This window comes from Pelosinus sp. UFO1 (assembly GCF_000725345.1).
Classification (GTDB): Bacteria; Bacillota; Negativicutes; order DSM-13327; family DSM-13327; genus Pelosinus.
Genome location: NZ_CP008852.1, coordinates 4,133,766 through 4,156,804 on the forward strand (window position 1 = coordinate 4,133,766; position 23,039 = coordinate 4,156,804).

At 38.3% G+C, this 23,039-nt stretch carries 21 protein-coding genes; 2 read left to right on the forward strand and 19 right to left on the reverse strand.

Annotated elements, in window-relative coordinates:
- The first annotated feature begins 93 nt into the window (after nucleotides 1–93).
- Nucleotides 94–1,458, forward strand: a complete 1,365-nt coding sequence (gene dcuC, locus UFO1_RS19525; RefSeq protein WP_038673570.1) for a C4-dicarboxylate transporter DcuC — start codon at nucleotides 94–96, stop codon at nucleotides 1,456–1,458.
- Between the two features lie 312 nt (nucleotides 1,459–1,770).
- On the opposite strand, the gene UFO1_RS19530 is transcribed toward dcuC, so the two are convergent.
- The 17 genes from UFO1_RS19530 to UFO1_RS19610 form a co-directional block, all read right to left on the reverse strand.
- Nucleotides 1,771–2,688, reverse strand: coding sequence for a hypothetical protein (locus tag UFO1_RS19530; RefSeq protein WP_038673571.1), 918 nt, complete (start codon nucleotides 2,686–2,688; stop codon nucleotides 1,771–1,773).
- A gap of 516 nt (nucleotides 2,689–3,204) precedes the next feature.
- Complete coding sequence (locus tag UFO1_RS19535) at nucleotides 3,205–4,329, reverse strand: epoxyqueuosine reductase (protein ID WP_038673572.1); 1,125 nt, start codon at nucleotides 4,327–4,329, stop codon at nucleotides 3,205–3,207.
- 12 nt (nucleotides 4,330–4,341) lie between these two features.
- Nucleotides 4,342–5,112: a 4Fe-4S binding protein gene (locus UFO1_RS19540; protein ID WP_038673573.1), complete on the reverse strand. Its 771-nt coding sequence runs from the start codon at nucleotides 5,110–5,112 to the stop codon at nucleotides 4,342–4,344.
- A 197-nt stretch (nucleotides 5,113–5,309) separates the two neighbouring features.
- Nucleotides 5,310–5,753, reverse strand: a complete 444-nt coding sequence (locus tag UFO1_RS19545) for a MarR family winged helix-turn-helix transcriptional regulator (RefSeq protein WP_038673574.1) — start codon at nucleotides 5,751–5,753, stop codon at nucleotides 5,310–5,312.
- 94 nt (nucleotides 5,754–5,847) lie between these two features.
- A complete protein-coding gene (locus UFO1_RS19550; protein WP_038673575.1) occupies nucleotides 5,848–7,101 on the reverse strand; it encodes an NAD(P)/FAD-dependent oxidoreductase in 1,254 nt (417 codons plus the stop codon).
- A gap of 194 nt (nucleotides 7,102–7,295) precedes the next feature.
- Nucleotides 7,296–7,559 (reverse strand): HPr family phosphocarrier protein, encoded by a 264-nt coding sequence (locus tag UFO1_RS19555; RefSeq protein WP_038673576.1) that lies wholly within the window; start codon nucleotides 7,557–7,559, stop codon nucleotides 7,296–7,298.
- A 28-nt stretch (nucleotides 7,560–7,587) separates the two neighbouring features.
- The gene (gene pfkA / locus UFO1_RS19560) at nucleotides 7,588–8,547 is read right to left on the reverse strand and encodes a 6-phosphofructokinase (protein WP_038673577.1); all 960 of its coding nucleotides are present in this window, start codon (nucleotides 8,545–8,547) and stop codon (nucleotides 7,588–7,590) included.
- A gap of 32 nt (nucleotides 8,548–8,579) precedes the next feature.
- Complete coding sequence (locus UFO1_RS19565; protein WP_038673578.1) at nucleotides 8,580–9,518, reverse strand: transketolase family protein; 939 nt, start codon at nucleotides 9,516–9,518, stop codon at nucleotides 8,580–8,582.
- Nucleotides 9,519–9,584: 66 nt separating this feature from the next.
- Entirely contained in the window at nucleotides 9,585–10,400 is an 816-nt protein-coding gene (locus tag UFO1_RS19570; protein WP_084159878.1) for a transketolase, read from the reverse strand.
- 29 nt (nucleotides 10,401–10,429) lie between these two features.
- Nucleotides 10,430–10,891, reverse strand: coding sequence for a ribose 5-phosphate isomerase B (rpiB, locus tag UFO1_RS19575; RefSeq protein WP_256380527.1), 462 nt, complete (start codon nucleotides 10,889–10,891; stop codon nucleotides 10,430–10,432).
- Nucleotides 10,891–11,610: a deoxyribose-phosphate aldolase gene (gene deoC / locus UFO1_RS19580; protein WP_084159879.1), complete on the reverse strand. Its 720-nt coding sequence runs from the start codon at nucleotides 11,608–11,610 to the stop codon at nucleotides 10,891–10,893. The genes rpiB and deoC overlap by 1 nt, the downstream gene beginning before the upstream one ends.
- Nucleotides 11,611–11,702: 92 nt before the next feature.
- Nucleotides 11,703–13,058: a sn-glycerol-1-phosphate dehydrogenase gene (locus tag UFO1_RS19585; RefSeq protein ID WP_038673580.1), complete on the reverse strand. Its 1,356-nt coding sequence runs from the start codon at nucleotides 13,056–13,058 to the stop codon at nucleotides 11,703–11,705.
- Between the two features lie 322 nt (nucleotides 13,059–13,380).
- Complete coding sequence (locus UFO1_RS19590) at nucleotides 13,381–14,409, reverse strand: zinc-binding dehydrogenase (RefSeq protein ID WP_038673581.1); 1,029 nt, start codon at nucleotides 14,407–14,409, stop codon at nucleotides 13,381–13,383.
- Nucleotides 14,410–14,519: 110 nt separating this feature from the next.
- Nucleotides 14,520–15,776, reverse strand: coding sequence for a PTS galactitol transporter subunit IIC (locus UFO1_RS19595; RefSeq protein WP_084159880.1), 1,257 nt, complete (start codon nucleotides 15,774–15,776; stop codon nucleotides 14,520–14,522).
- A gap of 19 nt (nucleotides 15,777–15,795) precedes the next feature.
- Complete coding sequence (locus UFO1_RS19600) at nucleotides 15,796–16,083, reverse strand: PTS sugar transporter subunit IIB (protein WP_038673585.1); 288 nt, start codon at nucleotides 16,081–16,083, stop codon at nucleotides 15,796–15,798.
- Nucleotides 16,080–16,571, reverse strand: a complete 492-nt coding sequence (locus UFO1_RS19605) for a PTS sugar transporter subunit IIA (RefSeq protein ID WP_038673586.1) — start codon at nucleotides 16,569–16,571, stop codon at nucleotides 16,080–16,082. The genes UFO1_RS19600 and UFO1_RS19605 overlap by 4 nt, the downstream gene beginning before the upstream one ends.
- Nucleotides 16,558–19,497, reverse strand: coding sequence for a sigma 54-interacting transcriptional regulator (locus tag UFO1_RS19610; RefSeq protein WP_051789128.1), 2,940 nt, complete (start codon nucleotides 19,495–19,497; stop codon nucleotides 16,558–16,560). The genes UFO1_RS19605 and UFO1_RS19610 overlap by 14 nt, the downstream gene beginning before the upstream one ends.
- A 522-nt stretch (nucleotides 19,498–20,019) precedes the next feature.
- On the opposite strand from UFO1_RS19610, the gene UFO1_RS19615 reads away from it, so the two are divergent.
- A complete protein-coding gene (locus UFO1_RS19615; RefSeq protein ID WP_038673589.1) occupies nucleotides 20,020–20,586 on the forward strand; it encodes a biotin transporter BioY in 567 nt (188 codons plus the stop codon).
- Nucleotides 20,587–20,792: 206 nt separating this feature from the next.
- Here the strand turns inward: UFO1_RS19615 and UFO1_RS19620 are convergent, their stop codons facing one another.
- Both UFO1_RS19620 and UFO1_RS19625 read right to left on the reverse strand, forming a co-directional pair.
- Nucleotides 20,793–22,139 (reverse strand): MFS transporter, encoded by a 1,347-nt coding sequence (locus UFO1_RS19620; protein ID WP_038673591.1) that lies wholly within the window; start codon nucleotides 22,137–22,139, stop codon nucleotides 20,793–20,795.
- 94 nt (nucleotides 22,140–22,233) lie between these two features.
- Nucleotides 22,234–22,911 (reverse strand): RraA family protein, encoded by a 678-nt coding sequence (locus UFO1_RS19625; protein ID WP_038673592.1) that lies wholly within the window; start codon nucleotides 22,909–22,911, stop codon nucleotides 22,234–22,236.
- Between the last annotated feature and the right edge of the window lie 128 nt (nucleotides 22,912–23,039).

A 23,039-nucleotide genomic window follows, 5' to 3' on the forward strand; every position in this document is an offset into this window, starting at 1 on the left:
AATTTTTTTGGGGTAATAAAAAAACAGCAGAAAAGTCAAGAGGAGGCATGGAGCGGTCAGACCTTATTCTTCATCAATAAAGGAGGTACATAGTTGAATATTGTTCTTTCGTTAATCGTCACTTTTTGGGTAGGTTTCCTTATTGTTAAAAAGTATAAACCACAACCTGTTCTGTTTATCGCTGGATTAATTCTTATGTTTGCAGCAGTAGCCCTTGGTCTCGGGCGAATCCTACCAGTTAAAGAGAGTACGGGATTAGTTCTGTTTGATGCATTTGAATTTATCAAGCAAACTTTTAGTTCTCGTGCAGCTGGTCTAGGTCTTAATATCATGGCTGTGGGCGGCTTTGCTCGCTACATGGATCATATCGGTGCCAGTAAGGCTTTAGTTAAACTGACAATCAAACCATTATTGGCCCTCCGCTCTCCATATATTGTTATGTCCGCCGCGTGGATAGTAGGAATGCTTTTAGGGTTATGCATCAACAGTGCCTCTGGCCTAGCAATGCTGCTCATGGTTACTATGTTCCCCGTCCTCATCAGTCTTGGCGTTAGTCGCTTATCTGCTACTGCGGTTATTGCTACTACCCTTTGCTTGGACTGGAGCCCCAGTGATACAGGTACGATTCTCTCTGCTGTCACTGCCGGTATTGATCCAGTAATCTATTGGACCAATTACCAAATTCCCATAGCAGCCGTAGTGATACCAGTGGTTGCAGTACTCCATTTCTTTGTACAAAAATGGTTTGACAAGCGTGAAGGTCATGTCGTCCAAGCGACTACCTTTACCGAAGCTGAAACGGATGAAAAATTGCCGCCGATGATTTACGCAATACTGCCAGCCCTGCCTTTGGCTTTAATCTTGATCTTCAGTAGCCTTTGGATTAGTTGGATTAAAATGGATATCATTAAAGCCATGTTTATTGGTGTGGCTATCGGTATGATTTTTGAATATTTCCGTTACCGGGATGGGAAAAAAGTTCTTGCAGATATTCAATCCTTTTTTGATGGCCTAGGTATGCAGATGGCCAACGTTATCACGCTAATTGTAGCTGGTGAAACCTTCGCTAAAGGTCTTACCACCATTGGCACTATTGATGCAATCATAGCTTCCGCCCAAAGCTCAGGTTTTGGTGCTATCGGCATGATTCTCGTTATGATCGGTATTATCGCTATTTCATCAGTAGTCATGGGCTCGGGCAATGCACCATTTTTTGCCTTTGCAGCGTTAACCCCTACTGTTGCCGCCAAAATGTCGATTGCACCCGTGGTTATGCTATTACCCATGCACTTTGCCGCAAGTGCTGCCCGCACAATGTCACCAATTACTGCGGTTATCGTAGTTGCTTCCAGTATGGGTAACGTATCGCCCTTTGATGTAGTCAAACGGACCGCAATTCCTATGGCTGGAGCCTTAATTACCCTTGTTGCCGCAAACTTCCTTTTCTTTTATAGATAAGAAAAGACTTGGTTTAGGCCAAGTCCTCAGACGCAGGCAGAATCCTTAGTCGTTCTTACTTGGAATCAAGGAAGTGTTATACTTTCTGATTCCGTAAAAAATGTATTACTAAAAGTTTAGGTTATCTAAATAACAGCCATTTTCTCAAGCAGGGCCGCTATTTACATAAGAAAAGACTTGGCTTGTGCCAAGTCCTCGGACGCAGACAGAAGCCTTAGTCGCTCTTACTTGGAATCAAGAAAATGTTATACTTCCTGATTCCGCAAAAAAAGCAAGCTACTCTTCCAATAGGAAGGTCGCTTGCTTTTTTTATTATTTACTTTCCGAGAAAGTTTCAATGGAATTTAGTACATCACCATCAAAACTAAGTTTTTTACTACCATAAATCCAAACTGAATCATCTTCTTCTATGCCAACTGGCTTGCCCCAACTCAAAAGAATTTCTCCTTTGGTCATGCCTTCTTCTACAATTCCCTTTTCAATTTTACTCCACAAATCACCAGACCAGCCGAGGCTAATCCTTGGATCTTCTGTAAATAATGCATCCTGCCAAGGAGGCGTCTGAGTCCAAGATTGAACTGGTATATTAGTCCAACTATAAGCAATCGGTAATATCGCCTTTTCACCATTCACTGAAACAATCAACCAAATAGGTTCTTGCGACTGATTACCTGCATATACATCAACCACAGTAACTGGAGCACCAATAATAGTAGCTACAGTCACCGGCGTTTCGTATGGGTCGTATAGCCCAGATAGCTCTCTAAACTTTGGATAAATGGTTTTTCCTAGAAATTGCTGACGTGCATTATCTAGATCGGAAGTTAACACCAGTCCTTCTAATTGCCCACGCATAGTGCGCCCAACCAACTTCTCTCCCGTATCTTTTACCGTCATATAAACCATATACTCCTGCTGATGATAGCCAGCTGCAAAAGGTACTACTTCAGTTACTTTAACTTGTTTTCCTACATGCTGCGCATAAGGAATACGAACAGAGTTATCTCCCTTCAATCCCTGAGTAGCTTGGTCCACTTTAAAAATCTCGTACCCAGCAGCTTGCTTCTCAGCAGGTAAAGTTAGAAATGTGAAACTGTTCCCTACCCATTGATCAACCTTTATATTAACTGAAGATGCTTCATTAGATGCCGCAGCCCAAACTGAACCAGTCGTCCCAAATCCTATTAGTAAACTCAATACCAACAAAATACGTAAACCAAAATGTTTCATTTCTTATCCCCCCGTTTTATTTTTCCTATGACAAATGTGAATGATCCGTACCTCTACCTAATTTTTCGTATGAGGTTCACCAAGCAACTAATCAAAACATGCTGATTAAGAATAATAAAAACCCCTACGTGTACGATTCCATGTCTGTCATCTAGCAGATCTACTGTCTCAATCTCGTGGCGGTCAAATATCTTACTTCTATTAATTTTTATAAATGACAATAAATTTAAAAATATCATACTACGGATAATTATTATTGTCAAATATCAGTTTAATTTTACCATTTTTCTCACAATATATGCCATCCAATTTAGCACACCAACGATCCTATAAAAGGAGGCAGCCAGCACTAGTTTTACAGTGCTGGCTGCCTCCTAATAGATGACTGATGCAATCGACTTGATGTTGAGAAATGCTTACCATGGACTTTGAATTACATTCGTGTTGCATAGGTATCGCAGGTATTTTATAATAGGCAAAAGAGCACCTACTTCTTATATAAGTAGGTGCTCTTTACTATGAAACAAACAAAGCTGCTTTAATTTCTTTTTTTACAGCCGCAGAAGTTTCCTTGCTAAGATTTTCTTTCAGAATTTGAATAGCCTGCTTGCCACCTATTTTACCTAAAGCCCATGCAGCATAACTTCGTACTAACTCTTCTTTATTTTCCATAGCAACTGCAAGATCTGGGACAAATGCTGGGTCACCTAAGTTGCCAAGTGCAATCGCTGCATTACGCTGTAAATATTTTCTCTCTTTTACATAGTTGAACATTAAGGGCTGAATTCTTGTGGCATGAAACTCATCTGTCATATTGAGCATGTTAGCAAGGCTAAAGTCTTCTACCACTTTCGATAAAAATCGATCCTCTGGTAATTTGGCTTTTATCCTTGCTTGATTGCGAGGGCATACCTCTTGGCAAATATCGCAGCCATACACCTTTGTCCCCATTTTTTCCCGTATTTCAGGCTGAATATAACTACCAGCCATACCATCTTGTGTGAAAAAAGTATTGAATGGGATGCAGCGGCTCGGATTCAATTTATTTGGCTCATATATGGCTTGCGTAGGGCAAGCTTTCATGCAAGCCGAACATCCTTTGGGGCATCCTACTTCAACCGTAGGACTATCATATTCAAGTTCTTGATCTACCAGAAAGGACGTTAAATAGATAAAAGAGCCGATCCCTTCAGCGTAAGCAAAATTATTTCTACCAAAATCTACTATACCAGCCTTTGCCGCAACCAATCTTTCTGGCAAAATAATATTCTCGCCTACCTCACAGCCAAGTTTGCGCAAAAAATCTCGCATTAATTGTGTTCGAGCACCATTAACATGCTCAGGCGGCGCGTTATAAGCTCTAGCTTGATAAACCCTCCCCATTATATCTGTCAATTCCTTTGGGAATTCCTTTTGTGAGTAGTCATAGACTGTTGTAATGATTGACTTTGCAGTTGGCATTACAGAACGGGGTTTAGCAGAATTCAATGGGCGGTAAGGCGATTGGATATAAAATGCATACATTTCACTTCGATTCGTTAATTCATCGATGTACTCCTGAAAATCGTCAGCAGGAATAATTCCCACCTTACTATACCCAAGGTCTAAAGCAAATTCTTTAATTTGCGATGTAAGTGACATATTATATTCCTCCTAATTATTATTAGATAGACCTACAGGACATGATTTCATACAGTTGAAACACATATACTGATTTCCTAGATACGCAGCCTGGCGTAACCTGCCATATTCCTCACTCATGAGCATTTCCTTTTGCTTTTCTGGTGAAGCAGCAACAAGCTGAGCCCAAAAAGTTATATCTGTTCCAATGCCGTAAGGCAGCGAATGCTTAACACATCTCATCACGTTCGTTTTCCCTGCTTCCTCTAAAGCATTGCCGGGACAATTCTTTACACAAAGATTGCAATGGATACAGAAATCCTTATTACTCTTTATTGACGGCTCAATTGCAAGGTTCGTAACAATACTGACAAAATTAACCCTGGTACCGAACTGAGGGTGAATGACTAGATTGTGGCGTCCAAAAGATCCCAGCCCCGCGGCAACAGCGGCATGTCGATGCGAAAAATCAGCAATTGCCTTTCTGTCTTGATGAATTTCATAAGGAGATGATAGGGGTATAGTCGCCACCTTTGCTCCCATTCGGCTCTCTAAAAATCGCGCAACACGATAACTGGCTGTCCTGGCAAAGGCTCCTAAGTCCAAATAGCCATTTAAAGCAGCGCTCAGACTTGGACTCTCACAGTTTGACAGTACTTGGAAAGCTAACACAATAATTGATTTTGCATCAGGACGAAATTTGGTAATTTCATAGGATTTGGGGCTATTATAATCATCTGCACTTGCAAACCCAACGTCATCAACACCCAAATTTAGAATAAACTCTTGAATTTTTTCCTTCATCAAATATCACTCCTATATTATTTTTAAATACCTGTATCTCGAAAAATCGACTCTTATCTTAAAGAAAGGGCAAAACCACAAATAATCTTAAAATGAGCATTTTACGTGTATATACACCCAAGTTGATAAGAAAAATGCTGGTAGACCTTTTTTTATCTCCAGCCTTACAGCAAAGGCTTCTAGTACTATGCAAAATTTCATTGTCCCAAGGCTTCTAATCTAGCCATTAGCTTAACCAAGGTAATTAGATCTTCTTCACCAAGATATTCCTTCAATGCAGATTGTGCCTCTTCCCACAGTCGCCAAGCTTTTATTGTAATCTCTTTTCCTGTTTCAGATAATATTACTTCTTTTACGCGGGGGTCTTTTCCAGGATGAATGACCAGTAGCCCAGCATCCACTAATGGTTTCAAATTGCGGTTCAATGTAGTACGATCAATCCGCATCGCTTTAGCTAGTTCGCTAATTGCAATGGGTTCAAGCTGCTCCACATGTCGTAATAAGGACAATTGGGTAATTTTAAGACCGCTTGGTTCTAAAATCTTGTCATAAAATTGGGTTACTGCCCGGGATCCCCGCCGAATATTTAGGCAGTTACACAAGCTAGAAGTTTTGGGAGCGTGTTCTGTAACATGTTTCATAGTAATCCACAACCTTTATAAAGATAAAACAATATATGTGCATATACACTAATTTATTTTTTATAATAACAATATCTTTTAATTTTGTCAAGATTTACTGACGGGTGATAATACGCACGATTCTCTCGTAAACCAAATAGTCCCAGATCCATTTTACAAAAACCACAGCGCGATTGCGGAAGTCAATTAAACGTAAAATATGCACGAATGACCATATAGCCCAAGCTAGGAAACCATGTATTTTAAATTTTCCCATATGAACAACTGCAGCATTGCGTCCAATTGTTGCCATATTTCCCACATCGTTGTAAACGAATTTTTTAAGTTCCTTACCACGAATCAGACCACAAATATTCTTAGCAGCAATTTCAGCCTGCTGCATTGCAACAGGTGCAACCATTGGTAAGGGTTTTTGATCCTGCATGCATTGTGCCGAATCGCCTATAATAAACACATCAGGACGGTTAGGTAATTGTAAATAGTCATTTACAATAGCCCGCCCCATACTAGCCTGCTCCACATTTAATTTTCCCACCAGTTCATTCGCTTTTACCCCTGCTGCCCAAATTAAGGTGTATGTAGGAATGATTTCTCCGCCTTTTAATGTCATACGTTCACCATCATACCCAGTAACTTGCACACACATTCGTACCTCTACATGCTTACCAATTAAAGTCTCTACTGTAATATCACTCAGTTCTTCTGGCATAGCTGCTAATAGTCTATCGGAAGCTTCAACCAACATAATACGCACTTCTTTGAAATTAAGAGTATGATATTCTTTAATCATTACATGATAAATAAGTTCAGATAAAGCACCTGCTGACTCTACGCCTGTAGGACCTCCGCCGACAATGACAAAGGTTAACAACGCCCGACGTTTGTCACCGTCTTGTTCATGAGCAGCCAATTCAAACATCCGTAAGACATGATTACGAATAGTAACAGCCTCATCTATGGTTTTCATACCAAAACTATACTTTTCTAAAGATGCCATTCCAAAATAATTAGTCATTCCACCTACTGCTACGACCAAAAAATCATAACAAATAGTACCTGTATTCATGGTAACAACTTTATTCTCAAAATCCACACCTATCACTTCAGCTAAACGAAAATCTACATTCTTTTGCTCTCTAAAGATAGCCCTCACTGGATAGGCAATATCATCAATCGATAACCCAGCAGTGGCAACTTGGTAAAGTAACGGCTGAAATAGGTGATAATTATACTTATCGATAAGCGTGATCTTGACGCCACTCTTTGCTAATGCCCGTGCTGTACGTATTCCACCAAAACCAGCACCAACAATTATAACGTGTGGTTTTACCGCTGTTTTATTCTCCAATACTATGCACCTCTGTTTTTTTCCATTATTATTTAAATTTACTCGATTTGAAACAGTTTTAGACATATACTTACTAATTACAAAAGACGAAGATTGCTCTCTTCGCCTTTTGTATTACCATGATCTAAAATCTTTATTTCTCATGCCTCTCTGCAATCTCTTCTAATTTTCTCTTGCTATCGGCTAGGGTATTATCACTCTTCTCCAAACTTCTCATCAACTATTTTTTGTAAGGCAGTTCCAGCTTCAGCAGCATCTGACCCATCAATTTTCACAAGTAAGATATCACCTTTTTTTACACCTAATCCCATGACACTAATAATACTTTTGGCATTTGCACTTTTACCATCTTTATATATCATAATATTTGATTTAAATGCATTCGATTTCTGTGAGAACATCGCCGCAGGTCTTGCATGTAGACCTGCCCGATTTTGAATTTCTAAATTTAACTCCATATTACTATACCTCTTTTCCTATTGACTTTTATATTGACAATGTTTGAGATAAACTATACATTTCTTGATCGAATACTTTTCTTTTCGTAAGTGCTTCCATAATATCTATGTCAATCAAATGATTATCCTTAATGCCGATTGCACGATTGGACTTTCCATCCATTAGCAAGCTAACTGCCTTCGCCCCCATCTTACTTGCCAAAATTCGGTCAACAGCCGTTGGAATCCCACCTCGTTGAAGATATCCTAGAACCGTAACTCTGGATTCGATACCTGTATGGTTAAGTATTTCTTTTTGTAACTCTGCAGCAGATTCTCGACCTTCTGCCAACATAATAATATTGTGAGCTTTTCCACGCTTCTTGCCTTGCAGTATTTTCTCACAAACTTTAGGCACTTCATACTTTTCTTCTGGGACTAAGATACTTTCCGCTCCTCCGGCAAGACCTGCATAAAGGGCTATATCTCCACAGCGTCTGCCCATAACTTCGATAATAGTTACCTTCTCATGTGACATAGAAGTATCCCTTATTTTACTGATGGCATCTAACACGGTATTAACTGCCGTATCAAAACCAATTGTGTAATCTGTGTATGCTAAATCATTATCAATCGTACCTGGAACTCCCATGACTTTTATATGGCTACGCCCCAGTTTATTTGCCCCCTGAAAAGAACCATCCCCGCCGATTACAATAAGTCCATCGATTTCATTTTTTTCTAATATATGAATTGCCTCATTAATACCAACATCCGTTTTCAGTCTTTCACATCGTGAGGTTTTAAGAATGGTTCCACCCCGATGAATAATATCTCCAACTGATGCTATTTGCAGTTCTTTTATCTCACCATTAAGAAGGCCAGTATAGCCCCTTTCAATTCCTACGACTTTTAGGTTATGAGCTATGGCTGTTCTGACGATGGCCCGAATGGCTGCATTCATACCTGGAGCGTCTCCTCCGCTGGTTAACACTCCTATCTTTTTCATATTTCAGGCCTCCCTTCCTAACATAACAGGTACTATTTATTTTTATTACCTATCATTTTTTGCGCTGTATGATAAATGTTATCAACAGTTAATCCATACTTTGTTAATAATTCTTCAGGTTTTCCTGACTCACCAAAGGTATCATTAATACCAATCTTCACTACCTGTACAGGGCAATAAGCCGACACTACATCACAAACAGCACTACCTAAGCCACCAATAATCGAATGTTCTTCCACTGTTATAATGCGATTTGTTTCCTTTGCTGCTTGAATAATGATGTCCTCATCAATTGGCTTAATGGTGGAAAGATTGATAACTCTAGCACGAATTCCCTCTTTTTCTAACAGCTCTGCAGCCTCTAGACATTTGCTCGTCATTAAACCCGTACCGATAATTGTGATATCCTGCCCTTCCTTAAGCAAATTTCCTTTGCCAAAAGTAAAGATATGATTCTCACCAAAAATAGTAGGAACTCCAAGCCGCCCTAATCTTATATATACAGGTCCCTCCATATTTGCTGCGGCTCTAACAGCCTGTTTCGTTTCAATGTCATCAGCTGGTACTATAATTCTCATATTCGGTAATGATCTCATAATGGCTATATCTTCAATCGATTGATGAGACCCACCATCCTCTCCCACAGTAATTCCCGCATGAGTTGCTGCAACCTTAACATTTAAATTGGGATAGCAGATGGAATTTCGAATGACTTCAAAAGCTCTACCGGTAGCGAAAACGGCAAATGTACTTGCAAAAGCGATTTTCCCAGTTGTAGCCAACCCTGCTGCCATTCCCATTAGGTTTTGTTCAGCAATCCCCGCATTAATAAATCGTTCTGGGAACTTTTTAGCAAATCCCGCCGTTTTTGTTGATTTTGATAAATCTGCATCCAAAACAACAATGTTTTTATTTTCTTCCCCTAATTCTATTAATATATTTCCATAAGATTCTCTTGTGGCAATACTCATTATTTCTCCTCCTCGTAATCCCATTCTATCGCAATCAACATAAGCTCTTATATAAGCAGGTTTAAATTATCTGTTGCTCTTTTCCAATTCCTCGATAGCTCTGGCTCTCTCTGCTTGCGATGGTGTCACCCCATGCCAACCAACTTGGTTTTCCATAAAAGAAATGCCTTTTCCCTTACTTGTTTTTGCAATAATTACTGTTGGCTGACCCTTACACTGTTTTGCTGCAGCAAATGCTTTTTCCATATCGCTGAAACAGTGACCATTGATTTCAATTACATTCCAGCCAAAGCTTTCCCACTTTTCTTTTAAAGGATTTACTTTCATAACTTCGTCGTTGGTTCCATCGATCTGTAAACCATTATTATCAATAATAGCTACTAGATTATCTAATTTATAGTGGCTTGCAGCCATGGCAGCTTCCCACACAATACCCTCTTGGAGCTCCCCATCTCCTAGTAGTGTGTACACTCGATTTACACTCTTATCTATTTTAAAGCCTAGTCCAACACCAACTGCTGCAGAAAAACCTTGTCCGAGAGACCCTGTTGACATTTCGACGCCAGGTACTTTTTTCATATCAGGATGCCCTTGGAGAAAACTTCCCATTTTCCGCAAATTTTTCAATTCATTAATGCTAAAAAAGCCCTTCATAGCAAGGGTGCCATACAGTACGGGAGCCGCATGTCCTTTACTTAAAATAAACCGATCACGATTCGGATTATCTTTGTCTTCACTATCAATATTCATTTCTTTAAAATACAAATAGATTAAAAGATCTGCTGCTGATAGTGAGCCTCCTGGATGACCTGATCCCGATTCCGTTAGCATATTTATAATATGTATTCGTAGTTGATTCGCGTATATTTTCATTGTTTCCATAAAAAATGCCTCCATATTTTATAAGATGATTATCTTATTTCTGATTCATAATCCCTAATGAACTGTATTCGTTCCGCATGCTTACCTGCATCAAACTTAGTCATAATCCATTTTTTTGTAATCTCTAACGCTAAGCCGCTGCCAATGACTCTTTCCCCCATACATAATATATTAGAGTCATTATGTGCCCTTGTAGCTTCTGCGGAAAAAGTATCGTGCACTACCGCTGCTCGGATCCCTTTTACTTTATTCGCCATAATGGACATTCCTATTCCCGTACCACAAATTAAAATACCTTTTATATTTTCGTTAACTACCCTTTCTGCTACCAATTGGGCAATAGGTCCATAATTTGTACGTTCTGTAGAATATGCCCCTACATCTTCCACTTCTATTTCTAAGTCTTTTAATAGGGAAACAATTTTCTCTTTCAGCGTAAAACCTGCATGATCACTACCTATAATCATCTTCATTTTTTTCTTTTCGTCCATTACATTGTCTCCTTTCTTGAAGGGTTGTTTTCCCTCTCAATAAGATTGCTCGAAAGAGCCTTGACATTATTGCCTGTAATGATTTTAATCCCATTACTTGTCCCTATTCGATTTGCTCCTGCCTTCACGATATTAACAGCGTCTTCATAGGTTTTAATGCCACCAGCAGCCTTTACACCAAAATTTTTGCCAACAGTTGCTCTTAACAAAGCAACATCATCCACTGTGGCACCACCACCATTAAATCCTGTAGCTGTTTTAACAAAATCAGCTTCTGCCTCCATAACTAGATTACAAGCAATCATCTTTTCTTCTCTTGTTAGTAACGCTGTCTCTATAATGACTTTAGTTATTAACCCTTGAGAAGCTTTTACAACTTCTTGTATATCATATTTGACGATACTATATTCCTGCGACTTTAAAGCTCCTAAATTGATCAGCATATCAATTTCTCTAGCACCATTTTTTATTGCATCTACTGTTTCTGCTACTTTTATTTTTGTCGTAGCGCCGCCCAAAGAAAAACCAATCGGCACACCAACCTTAACATCATTTTCTTTTAACAACTCATTCGCGTAAGAGACATAGTATGGATTTACAAATACAGTTTTAAATCCGTACTTTATAGTTTCTTTACAAAAATTCGCAATGTTTTCTCTAGTTGCAGTAGGACTTAGTAATGTATAGTCGATCAAATCAATAAGATGATCCTTCTTCATAAAAATCCTCACTTTCCATTCTTCTACTCTGAACTCAAGACCCCATCTGTTGTAGCTGATAAAACTTACTACATTGGAAATGTTGCCATTAATTATGAATAGTAGATAGAAGTAATCATTTCAGCTACTTCATCCAAGATTCCAATGTCTTCTAGCACTTGAAACAGTCCAAATCTTTGGCGAATGTCTTTTGCTGTAAGTAAGCTTAAACGAAATGACTCTCTATCTAAATTAAGATCCCGAGGAGTAAGATGGCAGCCTGCAGTTTCCATCATTTCGTGATAGGAATCCGTTGAAGGTAATATTGGAAGTACACTTTCTTTGATCGTATCCCATTTTTGTACAATATTTTGTGCTGCCTTCTCCCGAGGGATTTCATCAAAATTCATATCTGGTGCCTTTAGCTCAATAATCTGAGGGGCAATATCACCAAATAATTGTTTTATATTATTCTCCCATTTTTCCCGGGTAAGAGACCGGAACTTCCCATCCGCATATACTTTATTAATATCCACTGTTGCTAAATATTCGTACACATGAATGATAATTTCAGTGGCTATCCCTACTTGGTTGCCATGTAAAAATGTTTCTTGTCCACGCATAAGAGCTAGCATCTCCCACGTGTGAGACAATCGATGCTCTTCTCCAGAAGCTGGCCGGGAATTTCCTATCATTCCAATACACATGCCAGATAAAATTAGACCTTCGATGATACTACGGATGGCTTCTGGCGTCCTTACCATAATCCCAGCAGCACTAGAAACACATTGCCTAACAGCTTTTTCTACTAGCGCTGCTGTAATTTCGCAATAATATTCATCATTGATAATATTGGCTAATTTCCACTCGGCTAGCGCACTATATTTTCCCACAATGTCTCCAAATCCAGCATGAAGCATATGAAAGGGAGCCTCTTTCATGATAGCGATATCCGCAATTATGCAGTATGGATAAACGGCAGAATAGGTAACTTTAACGCCCTTAGTAATCAGTGGTGAAACCATCGAAGCGTATCCATCCATAGAAGGCGCAGTACATACCACGATATAGGGAATCTTTGTTTCACAGCTTAGATAACGAGCAAGATCATTTAATGTCCCAGAACCAACTACTACAATCGCTGTAATGTTCGGATTGATAGCGGCTCTTAATTGTTCCATTGCAGCTTCATCAGGGTGAAGATGAGTGTTAGAAAAAATCACCTTTTCTAAAGCAAAGTCTTTAGAAAGTATGGATTCAACTTTTCGCCCCCCCACCTCATAGGTCGTACTATCTGCAATAAATAACACTGTACCACTTGGCAAGGACTGTAACGATTTCACAATATCAGATAGGATACCGCTACCAATGCGGACACCATTGATATCAATGCTATGAGTTCTGCCACAGGAACAAGGAAATGTTAAGCCTGCCATCTCTTCTGGATTTTTCATTAATAATTCATTCATTTTTTTATTCACCTCGTATGCTTATTTCTCTAGTCCTTACTATTTGGCTAATCTACACCTGCAATTTTTTATAAAAAAACCATCACAATATATAAAATACCAAGATAATTATTCATAATATTCTGTTATTTTATATATTTAGTTGGCTCACTTTTTTCTAAATTAAATGTACTTTTATCACTTTAGAAGAATAGATACTGAGCTCAGAACAGACTTCCTAATAATCGAACAGCTAGGCCTAACTGTATCAGCTTACTTTAATAACAGTCAACTTGCATTAAATCCTACTTATACTTTTGTATCATCAAACTCTTTTCAGGGATTATTCTACTTTTAAAACTACCTTAATGGCATCCCCACTTTTTATCGTTGCATATGCTTTATCCCACTCAGTAATGTTAAATTGATGAGATATCAACGCCTTTGCATTTACACTATTATCATTCATAAGCTGTAACGATGGTTCCCAATCACTCGGCTTTTGACTTCTGCAACCAGTTATTGAAAGTTCTTTTTGTATAATTTTTTCAAAATCTGTAAGAATTTCTGCTGTTGGAAAAATCCCAACCTGAACATACTGTCCTTTTTTAGTTAAAAGATCTAAACCAAAGTTTACAGAAGGAGGGGCACCTGTACATTCAAAAACAACGTCCGCACCATATCCTTGTGTTAATTCATTTACAGTCTGTTTTAAATCTTGGTTTTGAATGTCAACTGTAACATCAATCCCTAGCTCTTTTCCTTTTTCTAATCTACCTTTATCTTTCTCTAGTCCAGTAATGATTACTTTCGCATCGTAGGTTTTTGCAATCTGTGCCACAAACAGTCCAATAGGACCAGGCCCCAGGACAACTACAACGTCACCCTTTTTTATCTTACTTTTGGCCACTGCATGGTGCGCACAAGCCAATGCCTCGGTAAGAGCACCTGATTGATAATCTACATTTTCAGGTAGTTTGTGTATACTTTCTTTGCGGGCGACTACGTATTTGGTAAAGGCTCCATCTTGCTGGTTCCCTAATCCTTTACGTTCTTTACATAGGTTATAATCTTTTGATTTACAGTATTTGCACTGTCCGCAGATATAAAAGGTAGTTTCAGAGGTAACCCGCTCACCTACTTTCACTTCTGTTACATTTTCACCAACTTCTACAACTTCACCAGCGAACTCATGACCTAGAGTAACAGGAGCATTTACCTTATATCTCCCTTCATACATATGCAAATCAGAGCCGCAGATACCCGCGTACTTTACTAAAATTTTAACTTCGTCTTTACCCACTTTAGGTTCTTCTCTTTCCATAACATGTAAATTACCATAACCTAGTTCTGTTTTTACTAATGCTAACATTATATCTGGCCCCCCACCTTTAATTTCCTAATCGGTATCTTGAGCTAGCATTTTTCGGCTACATTTTCATGCTAGCCCAAGATGGTGATTTCCATATTCAAACAACCATTTTAATGAAATAGTGTAAATACTTTGTAAATTACATAGTGAATGACATTACCACCTTGGTCGATACTGGATATAGTCGTTGCCCCTGCTGGCATTTTAAAATGTGCATCCACTGCCATTTGCGTGTGGAAGTTTGCAACATCAGTTGCCATATATAAGCTCATTGCTATAACAACAGCACCAACAAGTACGGAATGAACAATATTTCCTCTTGCTGCTCCGACGATAAAACAAACGATAAATGGAATGGTTGCTAAGTCACCGAAAGGTAATACATTATTTCCAGGTAACACTACAGCTAAAGCAATGGTTATCGGCACTAAGATCAAAGCAGTTGCGATTACGGAAGGATGCCCAATAGCAACGGCAGCATCTAAACCAATATAAATATCTCTATCGCCAAATCGTTTGCTCAGGAAAGTGCGCGCAGACTCAGCAAGCGGGATAAGACCTTCCATCAAAATTTTCACCATTCTAGGCATTAGTACCATAACGCCACCCATTGCCATACCAACTTTTATAATCTGCCCTGCCGGGTATCCTGCTAACGCACCTAGCACAACTCCTAAGAATACCCCCATAAAAAGTGGTTCACCAAATACACCAAATCTTTTTTGAATTGTTTCTGGATCTGCATGCAAATCTTTGATTACTGGAATTCTTTGAACTAGCCTTACTAATGGAATCCCAATTGCATAGGATACAGTACTACCTGTTGGTACAGAAATCCCAGGTAACTCAAAGTAATTTGCTAGCATCGGTGCCGTCCAATCTGCGATTTTTAAAACGACAATTTCAAAAATAACTGCTGCTACTAAACCTTGAACAAGGCTTCCAGTTGCAGAATATACAAACGCCCCCATAAAAGTGAAGTGCCAATAATTCCAAAGATCGATATCCATTGTTTTTGTTGTTTTTGTAACCAGCATAATCACATTAACTAATAAACCTAAGGGAAGAATAAATGCCGCGATAGGAGAAGCCCATGCTATACTTGCAGCCCCTGGCCAGCCAATATCAATAATATTTAACTGTACACCAAACCGTGATACCATACCGTGCGCTGCAGGTGCAAGATTGGAAACAAGCAAATCAACAACTAAGAAGATACCCGTAAAACCTACGCCGATAATTAAACCTGAACGAAAGGCCTTACTTGCTGGTTGCCCAAATGCCATCCCTAGTAAAAAAACTGCAACTGGCAAAATAACCGTTGGTCCCAGCCCTAAGAATGCTTGAAATACCTGAACGATATCCACAATAATACCTCCTCTTTTTTTATTTTTTAAGCTCTTCTAAAATTTGCTCTTTTAATTTATCTAAGCCAATACCTGTCAAGAAAGCTCTTGCATTAATGATTGGGAAAGGATACTGCTTGGAAACAATGGTAGTCGTTACAAGCAAATTTGCCCTTAATTCGTATGCAGGAACTTCGGTAACCTTACATTGAATAATTTCTACCTGAATCTTGTTTTCTTTTGCCATTTTTTCTATTGCATCTGAAACAACTGTAGATGTTGCGATACCAGTACCACAAGCGACTAAAACTACTTTTTTCGTACTCATTTTTTTTCACCCCCTTTCAAAATAGATAAATTTAACTTACTAACAACTTCATCTTTAATTTTAGCTTCACTTTCTTCCGTTGCTAAATAAGTCAAAACTTCCTCATCCTGAAAAATACCCATTAGACTTTGTAGCATACTTAGTTGGGAATGGCTATCATGCATAGCTAACATAAACACCAATTTTACGGGAGTTTTTTCAGTTTCTTCCCCCATGATCCCAAAATCTACAGGCCTCTTTAAAATCCCGACACTTATAGCCGATTGATTTACATGCTCAATATCCGTATGAGGAATGGCAACTCCACAACCTCCCGTAGGTAACCCTGTAGCAAACTTCTTTTCTCTTGCGACAACGGCTTCCGCATAGCTTGCTTTTACAAAACCTTGGTTATATAAATTTGCCGCCATATACTTTAAAATATCTGAACTATTTTCGCCTTCTATATTTTTTAAAACGAGTGTTTCATCAAAATTAATATAACTCATTTAGTAGTGCCTCCCTAATATCTTCTTCTGTTTGCATTTGGCCAATTTGAGTTGTAAATTTTTCATTATTAAACTTATTAAATAAAAATCTTACACCATCTTTTCCATCTATATCTAACGCTAATAAACAAATCAAGGATACTTTATTATCGTCATCCCAAAAAATTGGTTTCGCTGTTTTTGCAACAACAATTACAGGATGATTTACGTAGCTGCTATCGGCATGGGGCAATGCAACTTTTTGGTTTATGATATAACTGCCCATATTCTCTCGCTCCATAACTGCTTCGTAATAGCCAGCTCTTACGTACCCTTCTTGTAGTAACGTATTGCAAATGTTTTTAAGTACTTGTTTTTTATCATGCTCTTCAGTCAGCATGATACACTTAGCATCCTTTACTACTTTGGGAATCAAGCCCCTATGGGTTATCATTCCGCCTTGTTTATTGTGATGTTCGATTAGGCTAATCATTTGATTTTTACCACTTTGGTTAAATAACGCTTCCAATGATATAAAGGGAATTCCATGGTATTTGGGATCTATACTTCCAATTATCGCAATAATTTCATAGGTACTTATCGTTTCTTGTATTTGTTTATGTAGATCTCTTTTCCCAATAACGCCCATGTGAATCAGTTCGATATTATTTAATTTTTCACCAAATATCTTTTTCAAATGACTGCCGCATTGCAGTGCAACCCCTTCACCGGTTAAACAAACGGTGATAATTGCTTTTTTCCGTTTTAAGACTCTGCTATCAACTCTGGCCTTCTTAAAGGTATAATTCAAATTTTCTACTGCATAGACGACATCTTTGCTAGTGGCACCAGGTAAAATGCTCCGCCGAATCGCTTCTATGACCATCACTGTATCTACGCGATCAATTGTCTCTATATGGATGCCTGTTTTCTCCGAAATCATTTCTCCTAATGTTAATAAAGAGCCCATATCCACTAGCATTACAATGCCTTTGCCTTCATCTGCCTCTTCTACAACCGTTGTAAGCCGTTCTAACACATCACTAGGATTCTCTTCTAATGTCATCACGACTGCTTTTCCATGGTTCATATTTAGCAGCTTGTTAGCAATTTCCAACATACCTATGCTCACATATCCATGGGTAACAATAACAATACCAACTTTAGCTTCCTCTTCCTGTTTATTACCCCTTAGATATAAAGCAATAAATCCAACCTCATCTTCTGGCAGAATTGTTCCATAGTATTTTTTTATATGCTGTACCATTTCCAAAGCAACTGCATATTCAATGCTATACTTTCTTTTTATTTCGTCTAGATTAGGGTTAATAATTTCTCGACCTTGCTTAACGCGATTAAAAGTAGCATTCAGATGAATTGCTAAACAATAGAATATGGACGGGTCCATTTCCCCTAACGAATTTTCTGCAAGTTTCAAAAGCTCTTCTACTAGGGAAATAATCTCAACGCCTACTACTTTCGCAATCTCATCTGTAGATAATGGATGTAAGTTGTCCTTTACATGTTTGATGACATTTTGTAACTTTCTTTCTATTTCAATCCCAATAATTTGATTAATTTCTTCTGTATTTAAGCCTTGCTTCGCATATTCTGTATAGGTTTTTTCAATGTCACTATAAAATTCTTTTGGAAAACTATAGAGATCATTTTCAATTTCAACCATTTTATTATATTGCTTTGGACTAAACTTAAAATCTTGCCACACGAGACTTTCAATATCAGTCCTCATGCTATTTATTTTCATTAGACCTTTTTTAACATGCAGATTCAAATCTCGTACATCGATTTTTACGCATTCTTCTTTTTCCATTACGTAAGTTAAAAAGCTTTTTGCACAAGCAACCTGTATGTCACTTTTCAACTGTCCTATATTACCAAAGCATTCATATAATAAATAGGATTTCATGACATCTAAGGAGACGTGGATTGGCGCATTCATTCTTGTTGATTCATAACCAAAGAAGTTTTTAATTAATTTTAACCTTTCATTCAAGGGTCTTTTATTTAAAGAAGGCACTTCGATAATCATAGGAATTCTTCTTTTAAATGTGGCTAGCAGGGATGTTTCAATATTTTCAGTTGTGGCGGCGATTAATTGAACTTGCGCCTGCCTAGTACAATCAGACTCTCCGAGTCTTCGAAAACATCCTTTGTCTATCAACTGGAATAGCATTTCCTGCCCCTCAGATGTGAGACGGTGTACTTCATCTAAAAATAAGATTCCTCCGTCTGCTTGTTCAATTAAGCCTTTTCGATCACTCAATGCGCCTGTATAAGCTCCCTTTAGACTCCCAAATAAGTGGGAGATAAGGAGTTGTGGATTCTCTGCGTAGTCTGCGCAGTTAAATACAATAAAAGGTGAATCCTTTGTCAATCTGCCGCTTTCAACCGAAAATTTATACATGGCTTCAGCAAGTTCACTTTTTCCGACACCTGTTTCTCCTAGAATTAAGCAATGAAGACCATTGGGCGGATACAACACTGCTGCTTTCGCTTGTTGTATTTGAATTTCTAAACTTCCACTTTCGCCAACTAGATTTTTGAAGGATATATATTTTAGATTTTCAGGATGATTATCTTTCGTCTCCTTTGGAATTACATCTCGTTGGATTTCGCATTGATTGTTGTTCACTTCTTTGATTTCTTCTAAATATTTGACCACAAGATAACGAGATAATTTATATCCTCTAGCTTTTATTGTGCTTGTAATTTCGCGATAAGATAAAGTTTTATTCGATTGGAGAAGTTGGACAATCTCTTCACATATGTATCTTTTTTTACGATCTCGAGAATCTAAAATATCTAATTCTTTACGTAATGATGTTATATATTCTCTACTTACCAATAATTTTTCGCCTAACTGCATATCCGTAAGTGGTTCTTTTTTATCTTCTTTTAAAATAATACTTCGAAGCTTTCTCTTCACCATCTAACCCTCCTGTCTATTATTATTGCAATATCCATGCCATATAGTGGTTAATTTGGGTACTAGCACCTGTTGGACCACATAATTACTAGATTGAATTTATTAATTTTTTCAGAATTTTGTTACTATATTTGATTCCATTTACACTTTTACTCACCCACTTACCTTTTTTACACACCTTTTTTTACCATGATAGTCTTTCTCTCAGAGAAGTTTCCCTTGCCAGTTAATAGTACATTACCAGTCCACGTCAGGTAAACAAAAATGTAAACATACTACGTTTATTTCGGCCCTCACCGAACGCTTACGCGCGAAAAGGTTCAACTGCAATGAATAATTGCAAGTTGAACCTTAAAATTAAATACGACTTTTGACTACGCTAGGGGGTGCCATAGAACTCCACCTGTATTTATTGTTTTTACTTATGACCATCGTAAACCACTTTCAATAATCAGGTTTACATTTCAGTCCAAGATATTATAAACTATATATAAAGATTCAAAATGATAGGAGGATTTTTTTATGAAACTGACACTTAGGGAAATGATCTTAATTTCAATTTTTGCCGCATTAACTGCAGTAGGAGCATTTATAAAAATTCCTACGCCCCTTGTACCTTTTACACTGCAATTCTTATTTTGTGCCTATTCAGGGATTTTTTTAGGTGGAAGTAAGGGTCTTTATTCACAATTACTATATGTAAGTATCGGGTTAATGGGCATTCCGATCTTTGCTAGTGGTGGTGGTCCAACCTATATATTACAACCAACCTTTGGTTATCTTTTAGGTTTCATGGCCTGCTCCTATACAGTAGGTCGATTGGTTCAAAATTTTACTACAATAAGTTTCATGAAAATATTTATCTCCGTACTCCTCGGATTACTCCTTGTTTATTTATGTGGTGTAGGTTATTTATATCTCATCGTGAATTTCTACTTACATAAACAGATGACACTGCAGGCAGCCATCGGAGCTGGCTTTCTCCCCTACATAACTTCTGATTTAATTTTAAGTGTGATAATATCCCTTACCGCTGTTCGTATTATACCTATATTGAAAAAAAGTGGTTACTATATATCGACTCACTAATAGAAATTCGGAAAAAATAAACTCCTAATACCACAGATATTGTAATATAAGAAAAGACTTGGCTTAAGCCAAGTCCTCAGACGCAGGCAAAAGCCTTAGTCGTTCTTACTTGGAATCAAGAAAGTGTTATTCTTTCTGATTCCGTAAAAATAACCCAAGAGTCCTTTTTTATGTGACTCTTGGGTTGTTTTATAATTATTTACAGGTTACGTGTTTAAAGGATCTTCGACGGGTTCGGTTATTGTCGAAATAATCAATAGGCTCATAAAAGAACTAGCGGCTAAAAACATGAATACCGCATCCCAACTGTACGCATCGAGAATCATCCCTGTAATTAGCGGAGCACAAGCGCCGCCAAGTTGCCCGCCTGTATTAATTACAGAACCAGCAATCGGAAATGTTTTTTTAGTCGTCAGCCCCATAGGATATACCATATAGGCTGAAAAGCCGAAATTCATTAGGATACCCGTCATGAACAAAAGCGTGCCGAGAAAAAATGGATCGTTAGGCGCACTTATTAATGCATACATCATAAAAGCTGTGGACAATGAGCTCATCATCATGAGGGGCTTGCGACGTTTATTTATCACCTTGTCTGAAAACCAACCACCCAACATATTCCCTACTACCGCTCCTACCCAGGGAGCCGAGGCAACAAAACCCATTTTCATAATCGTGAAGTGTTTAACAGTTACTAAATAAGTGGGGATCCAGGCCAATAAGACATTAGTAATACCCATCATAAAGAAGTAACCAAGGGTACTTCCCCATATATCCCAAGAGCGGAATATCCTGGAGTTAGTGTCTAAAGGATCCGCTTTTCTTGCCCGGATGAATTGATCTAACCATTTAAGCGTGTATGGTCTCTTTTGTACCACAGTTTTTTGATCACTCTGTTCAGACTCAATATACTTCAATTCTGCAGGAGAACAGTATGGACTTTCCGATGGATGATTTTTCACTAGAATGTACCAAATGATAGAGAGGAATATACCTGGCAAAGCAAATAAGTAAAAAATATAATGCCAACTGGACATTTGGATGATTAGAGCACATAGCGGTGGAACTAATACTGGGCCAAACTTAGCTGCGGAAAGGAAAAGACCTGTTGTAAATCCTTTTTCTCTTGGCGGAAACCAATTATTAATCGTAGATGTAATCCCAATCGGTAGCGGTCCTTCTGCCAATCCCAGTCCGAAACGATATATTTTCATCATGAGAGGTGAACTCGAAGTTCCTATGAGCCCTGTGAAAATAGACGTCATAATCATTGCTAATGAAAATATTTTTTGTACCCCAAACTTACTAAACGCAAACCCAGAAGGTATCTGGGCAATCGCATACGCCAACAAAAACAGACTGACAAGAGCTCCTGCCTCTGTATTGCTCATCTGGAATTCACTCCTGATAAACGGCAAGGCCATTCCCATATTCGCACGATCAGCGGCAGCCACTGTATATACCAAAAAAATAAGTCCTGCAACAACCCATCGAAACTTAGTAGGTTTCCCTGCTATGGCTTTTGTTTCTATACCTGCTGTGTTTTGAGACATTTTTTCTCCTCCTTACTATTAAATCGACTTATTCTTACTAGTCGAAATTACAAAGTCTTCATTCTTATTTGCGCTATTGGGTTACGTTTTCGACTCAGTCAATATACTCGCATCCCTTATCGTGTAGTATTTTATCTACCCATGTCCTATCCCATGTTTTGCTTTTAATGGATTCCATCATCCCCATTTCTTTCAGTACCGTTGCTTTAGACCTTATCAGAATTTCCGGTGCATCTTTAGGATCAATAACAACTACACCATCTTCATCACCGACAATTATATCCCCCGGATTTATCACAACACCACCACATGATATTGAAACATTAATTTCACCAGGTCCATCCTTATATGGTCCTTTCGGGGTTACACCTGCTGCGTAAACGGGAAAAGTCATTTTTCTTATGACTCCAGCATCACGAACCGCTCCATCAATAATAAAACCAGCGATTCCCCTTTGTTGTGCCCAGGTAATCATCATCTCACCAGTAATTGCATTTCCTGTTTCACCAGCAGTGTCTACGATTATCACATCGCCGGAAGCAGCCATATCAATTGCTTTATTTAACATCAGGTTATCTCCAGGTCTGGATTTTACTGTGAATGCAGTTCCCAAAAGTGGAGTTCCGTTCATATTTCTAATTCTAGCGTCCATGCATGATGTCCGATTCATGTTATCTGCGATATTTGCAACTGGTATTCCCCTAAATCCTTCTACCAGCCCTCTTGGTGGTCTAACTACTTTGCTGTAAATTCGAAATCCTACATTTTTCATACATCTTACTTCCTCTCACCAAAATCAAAAGCGATTGATTTTATGCCAAAACTAATTCAAAACAGCACTATAATATAACTTATTATATCGTTACCAGTGCTCACTTTTTTCTATTGACAAAATCTTTT

Excerpts from the sequence above, each read along its gene's own strand:
- UFO1_RS19620 (WP_038673591.1), bottom strand. The coding sequence starts at position 22,139 with ATGTCTCAAAACACAGCAGGTATAGAAACAAAAGCCATAGCAGGGAAA.
- UFO1_RS19585 (WP_038673580.1), bottom strand. The coding sequence starts at position 13,058 with ATGAATGAATTATTAATGAAAAATCCAGAAGAGATGGCAGGCTTAACA.
- UFO1_RS19590 (WP_038673581.1), bottom strand. The coding sequence starts at position 14,409 with ATGTTAGCATTAGTAAAAACAGAACTAGGTTATGGTAATTTACATGTT.
- UFO1_RS19570 (WP_084159878.1), bottom strand. The coding sequence starts at position 10,400 with ATGGAAACAATGAAAATATACGCGAATCAACTACGAATACATATTATA.
- UFO1_RS19555 (WP_038673576.1), bottom strand. The coding sequence starts at position 7,559 with ATGGAGTTAAATTTAGAAATTCAAAATCGGGCAGGTCTACATGCAAGA.
- UFO1_RS19565 (WP_038673578.1), bottom strand. The coding sequence starts at position 9,518 with ATGAGTATTGCCACAAGAGAATCTTATGGAAATATATTAATAGAATTA.
- pfkA (WP_038673577.1), bottom strand. The coding sequence starts at position 8,547 with ATGAAAAAGATAGGAGTGTTAACCAGCGGAGGAGACGCTCCAGGTATG.
- deoC (WP_084159879.1), bottom strand. The coding sequence starts at position 11,610 with ATGAAGAAGGATCATCTTATTGATTTGATCGACTATACATTACTAAGT.
- UFO1_RS19535 (WP_038673572.1), bottom strand. The coding sequence starts at position 4,329 with ATGTCACTTACATCGCAAATTAAAGAATTTGCTTTAGACCTTGGGTAT.
- UFO1_RS19530 (WP_038673571.1), bottom strand. The coding sequence starts at position 2,688 with ATGAAACATTTTGGTTTACGTATTTTGTTGGTATTGAGTTTACTAATA.
- UFO1_RS19605 (WP_038673586.1), bottom strand. The coding sequence starts at position 16,571 with ATGAGTTATATTAATTTTGATGAAACACTCGTTTTAAAAAATATAGAA.
- UFO1_RS19600 (WP_038673585.1), bottom strand. The coding sequence starts at position 16,083 with ATGAGTACGAAAAAAGTAGTTTTAGTCGCTTGTGGTACTGGTATCGCA.
- UFO1_RS19540 (WP_038673573.1), bottom strand. The coding sequence starts at position 5,112 with ATGAAGGAAAAAATTCAAGAGTTTATTCTAAATTTGGGTGTTGATGAC.
- UFO1_RS19545 (WP_038673574.1), bottom strand. The coding sequence starts at position 5,753 with ATGAAACATGTTACAGAACACGCTCCCAAAACTTCTAGCTTGTGTAAC.
- UFO1_RS19615 (WP_038673589.1), top strand. The coding sequence starts at position 20,020 with ATGAAACTGACACTTAGGGAAATGATCTTAATTTCAATTTTTGCCGCA.
- UFO1_RS19625 (WP_038673592.1), bottom strand. The coding sequence starts at position 22,911 with ATGAAAAATGTAGGATTTCGAATTTACAGCAAAGTAGTTAGACCACCA.
- rpiB (WP_256380527.1), bottom strand. The coding sequence starts at position 10,891 with ATGGACGAAAAGAAAAAAATGAAGATGATTATAGGTAGTGATCATGCA.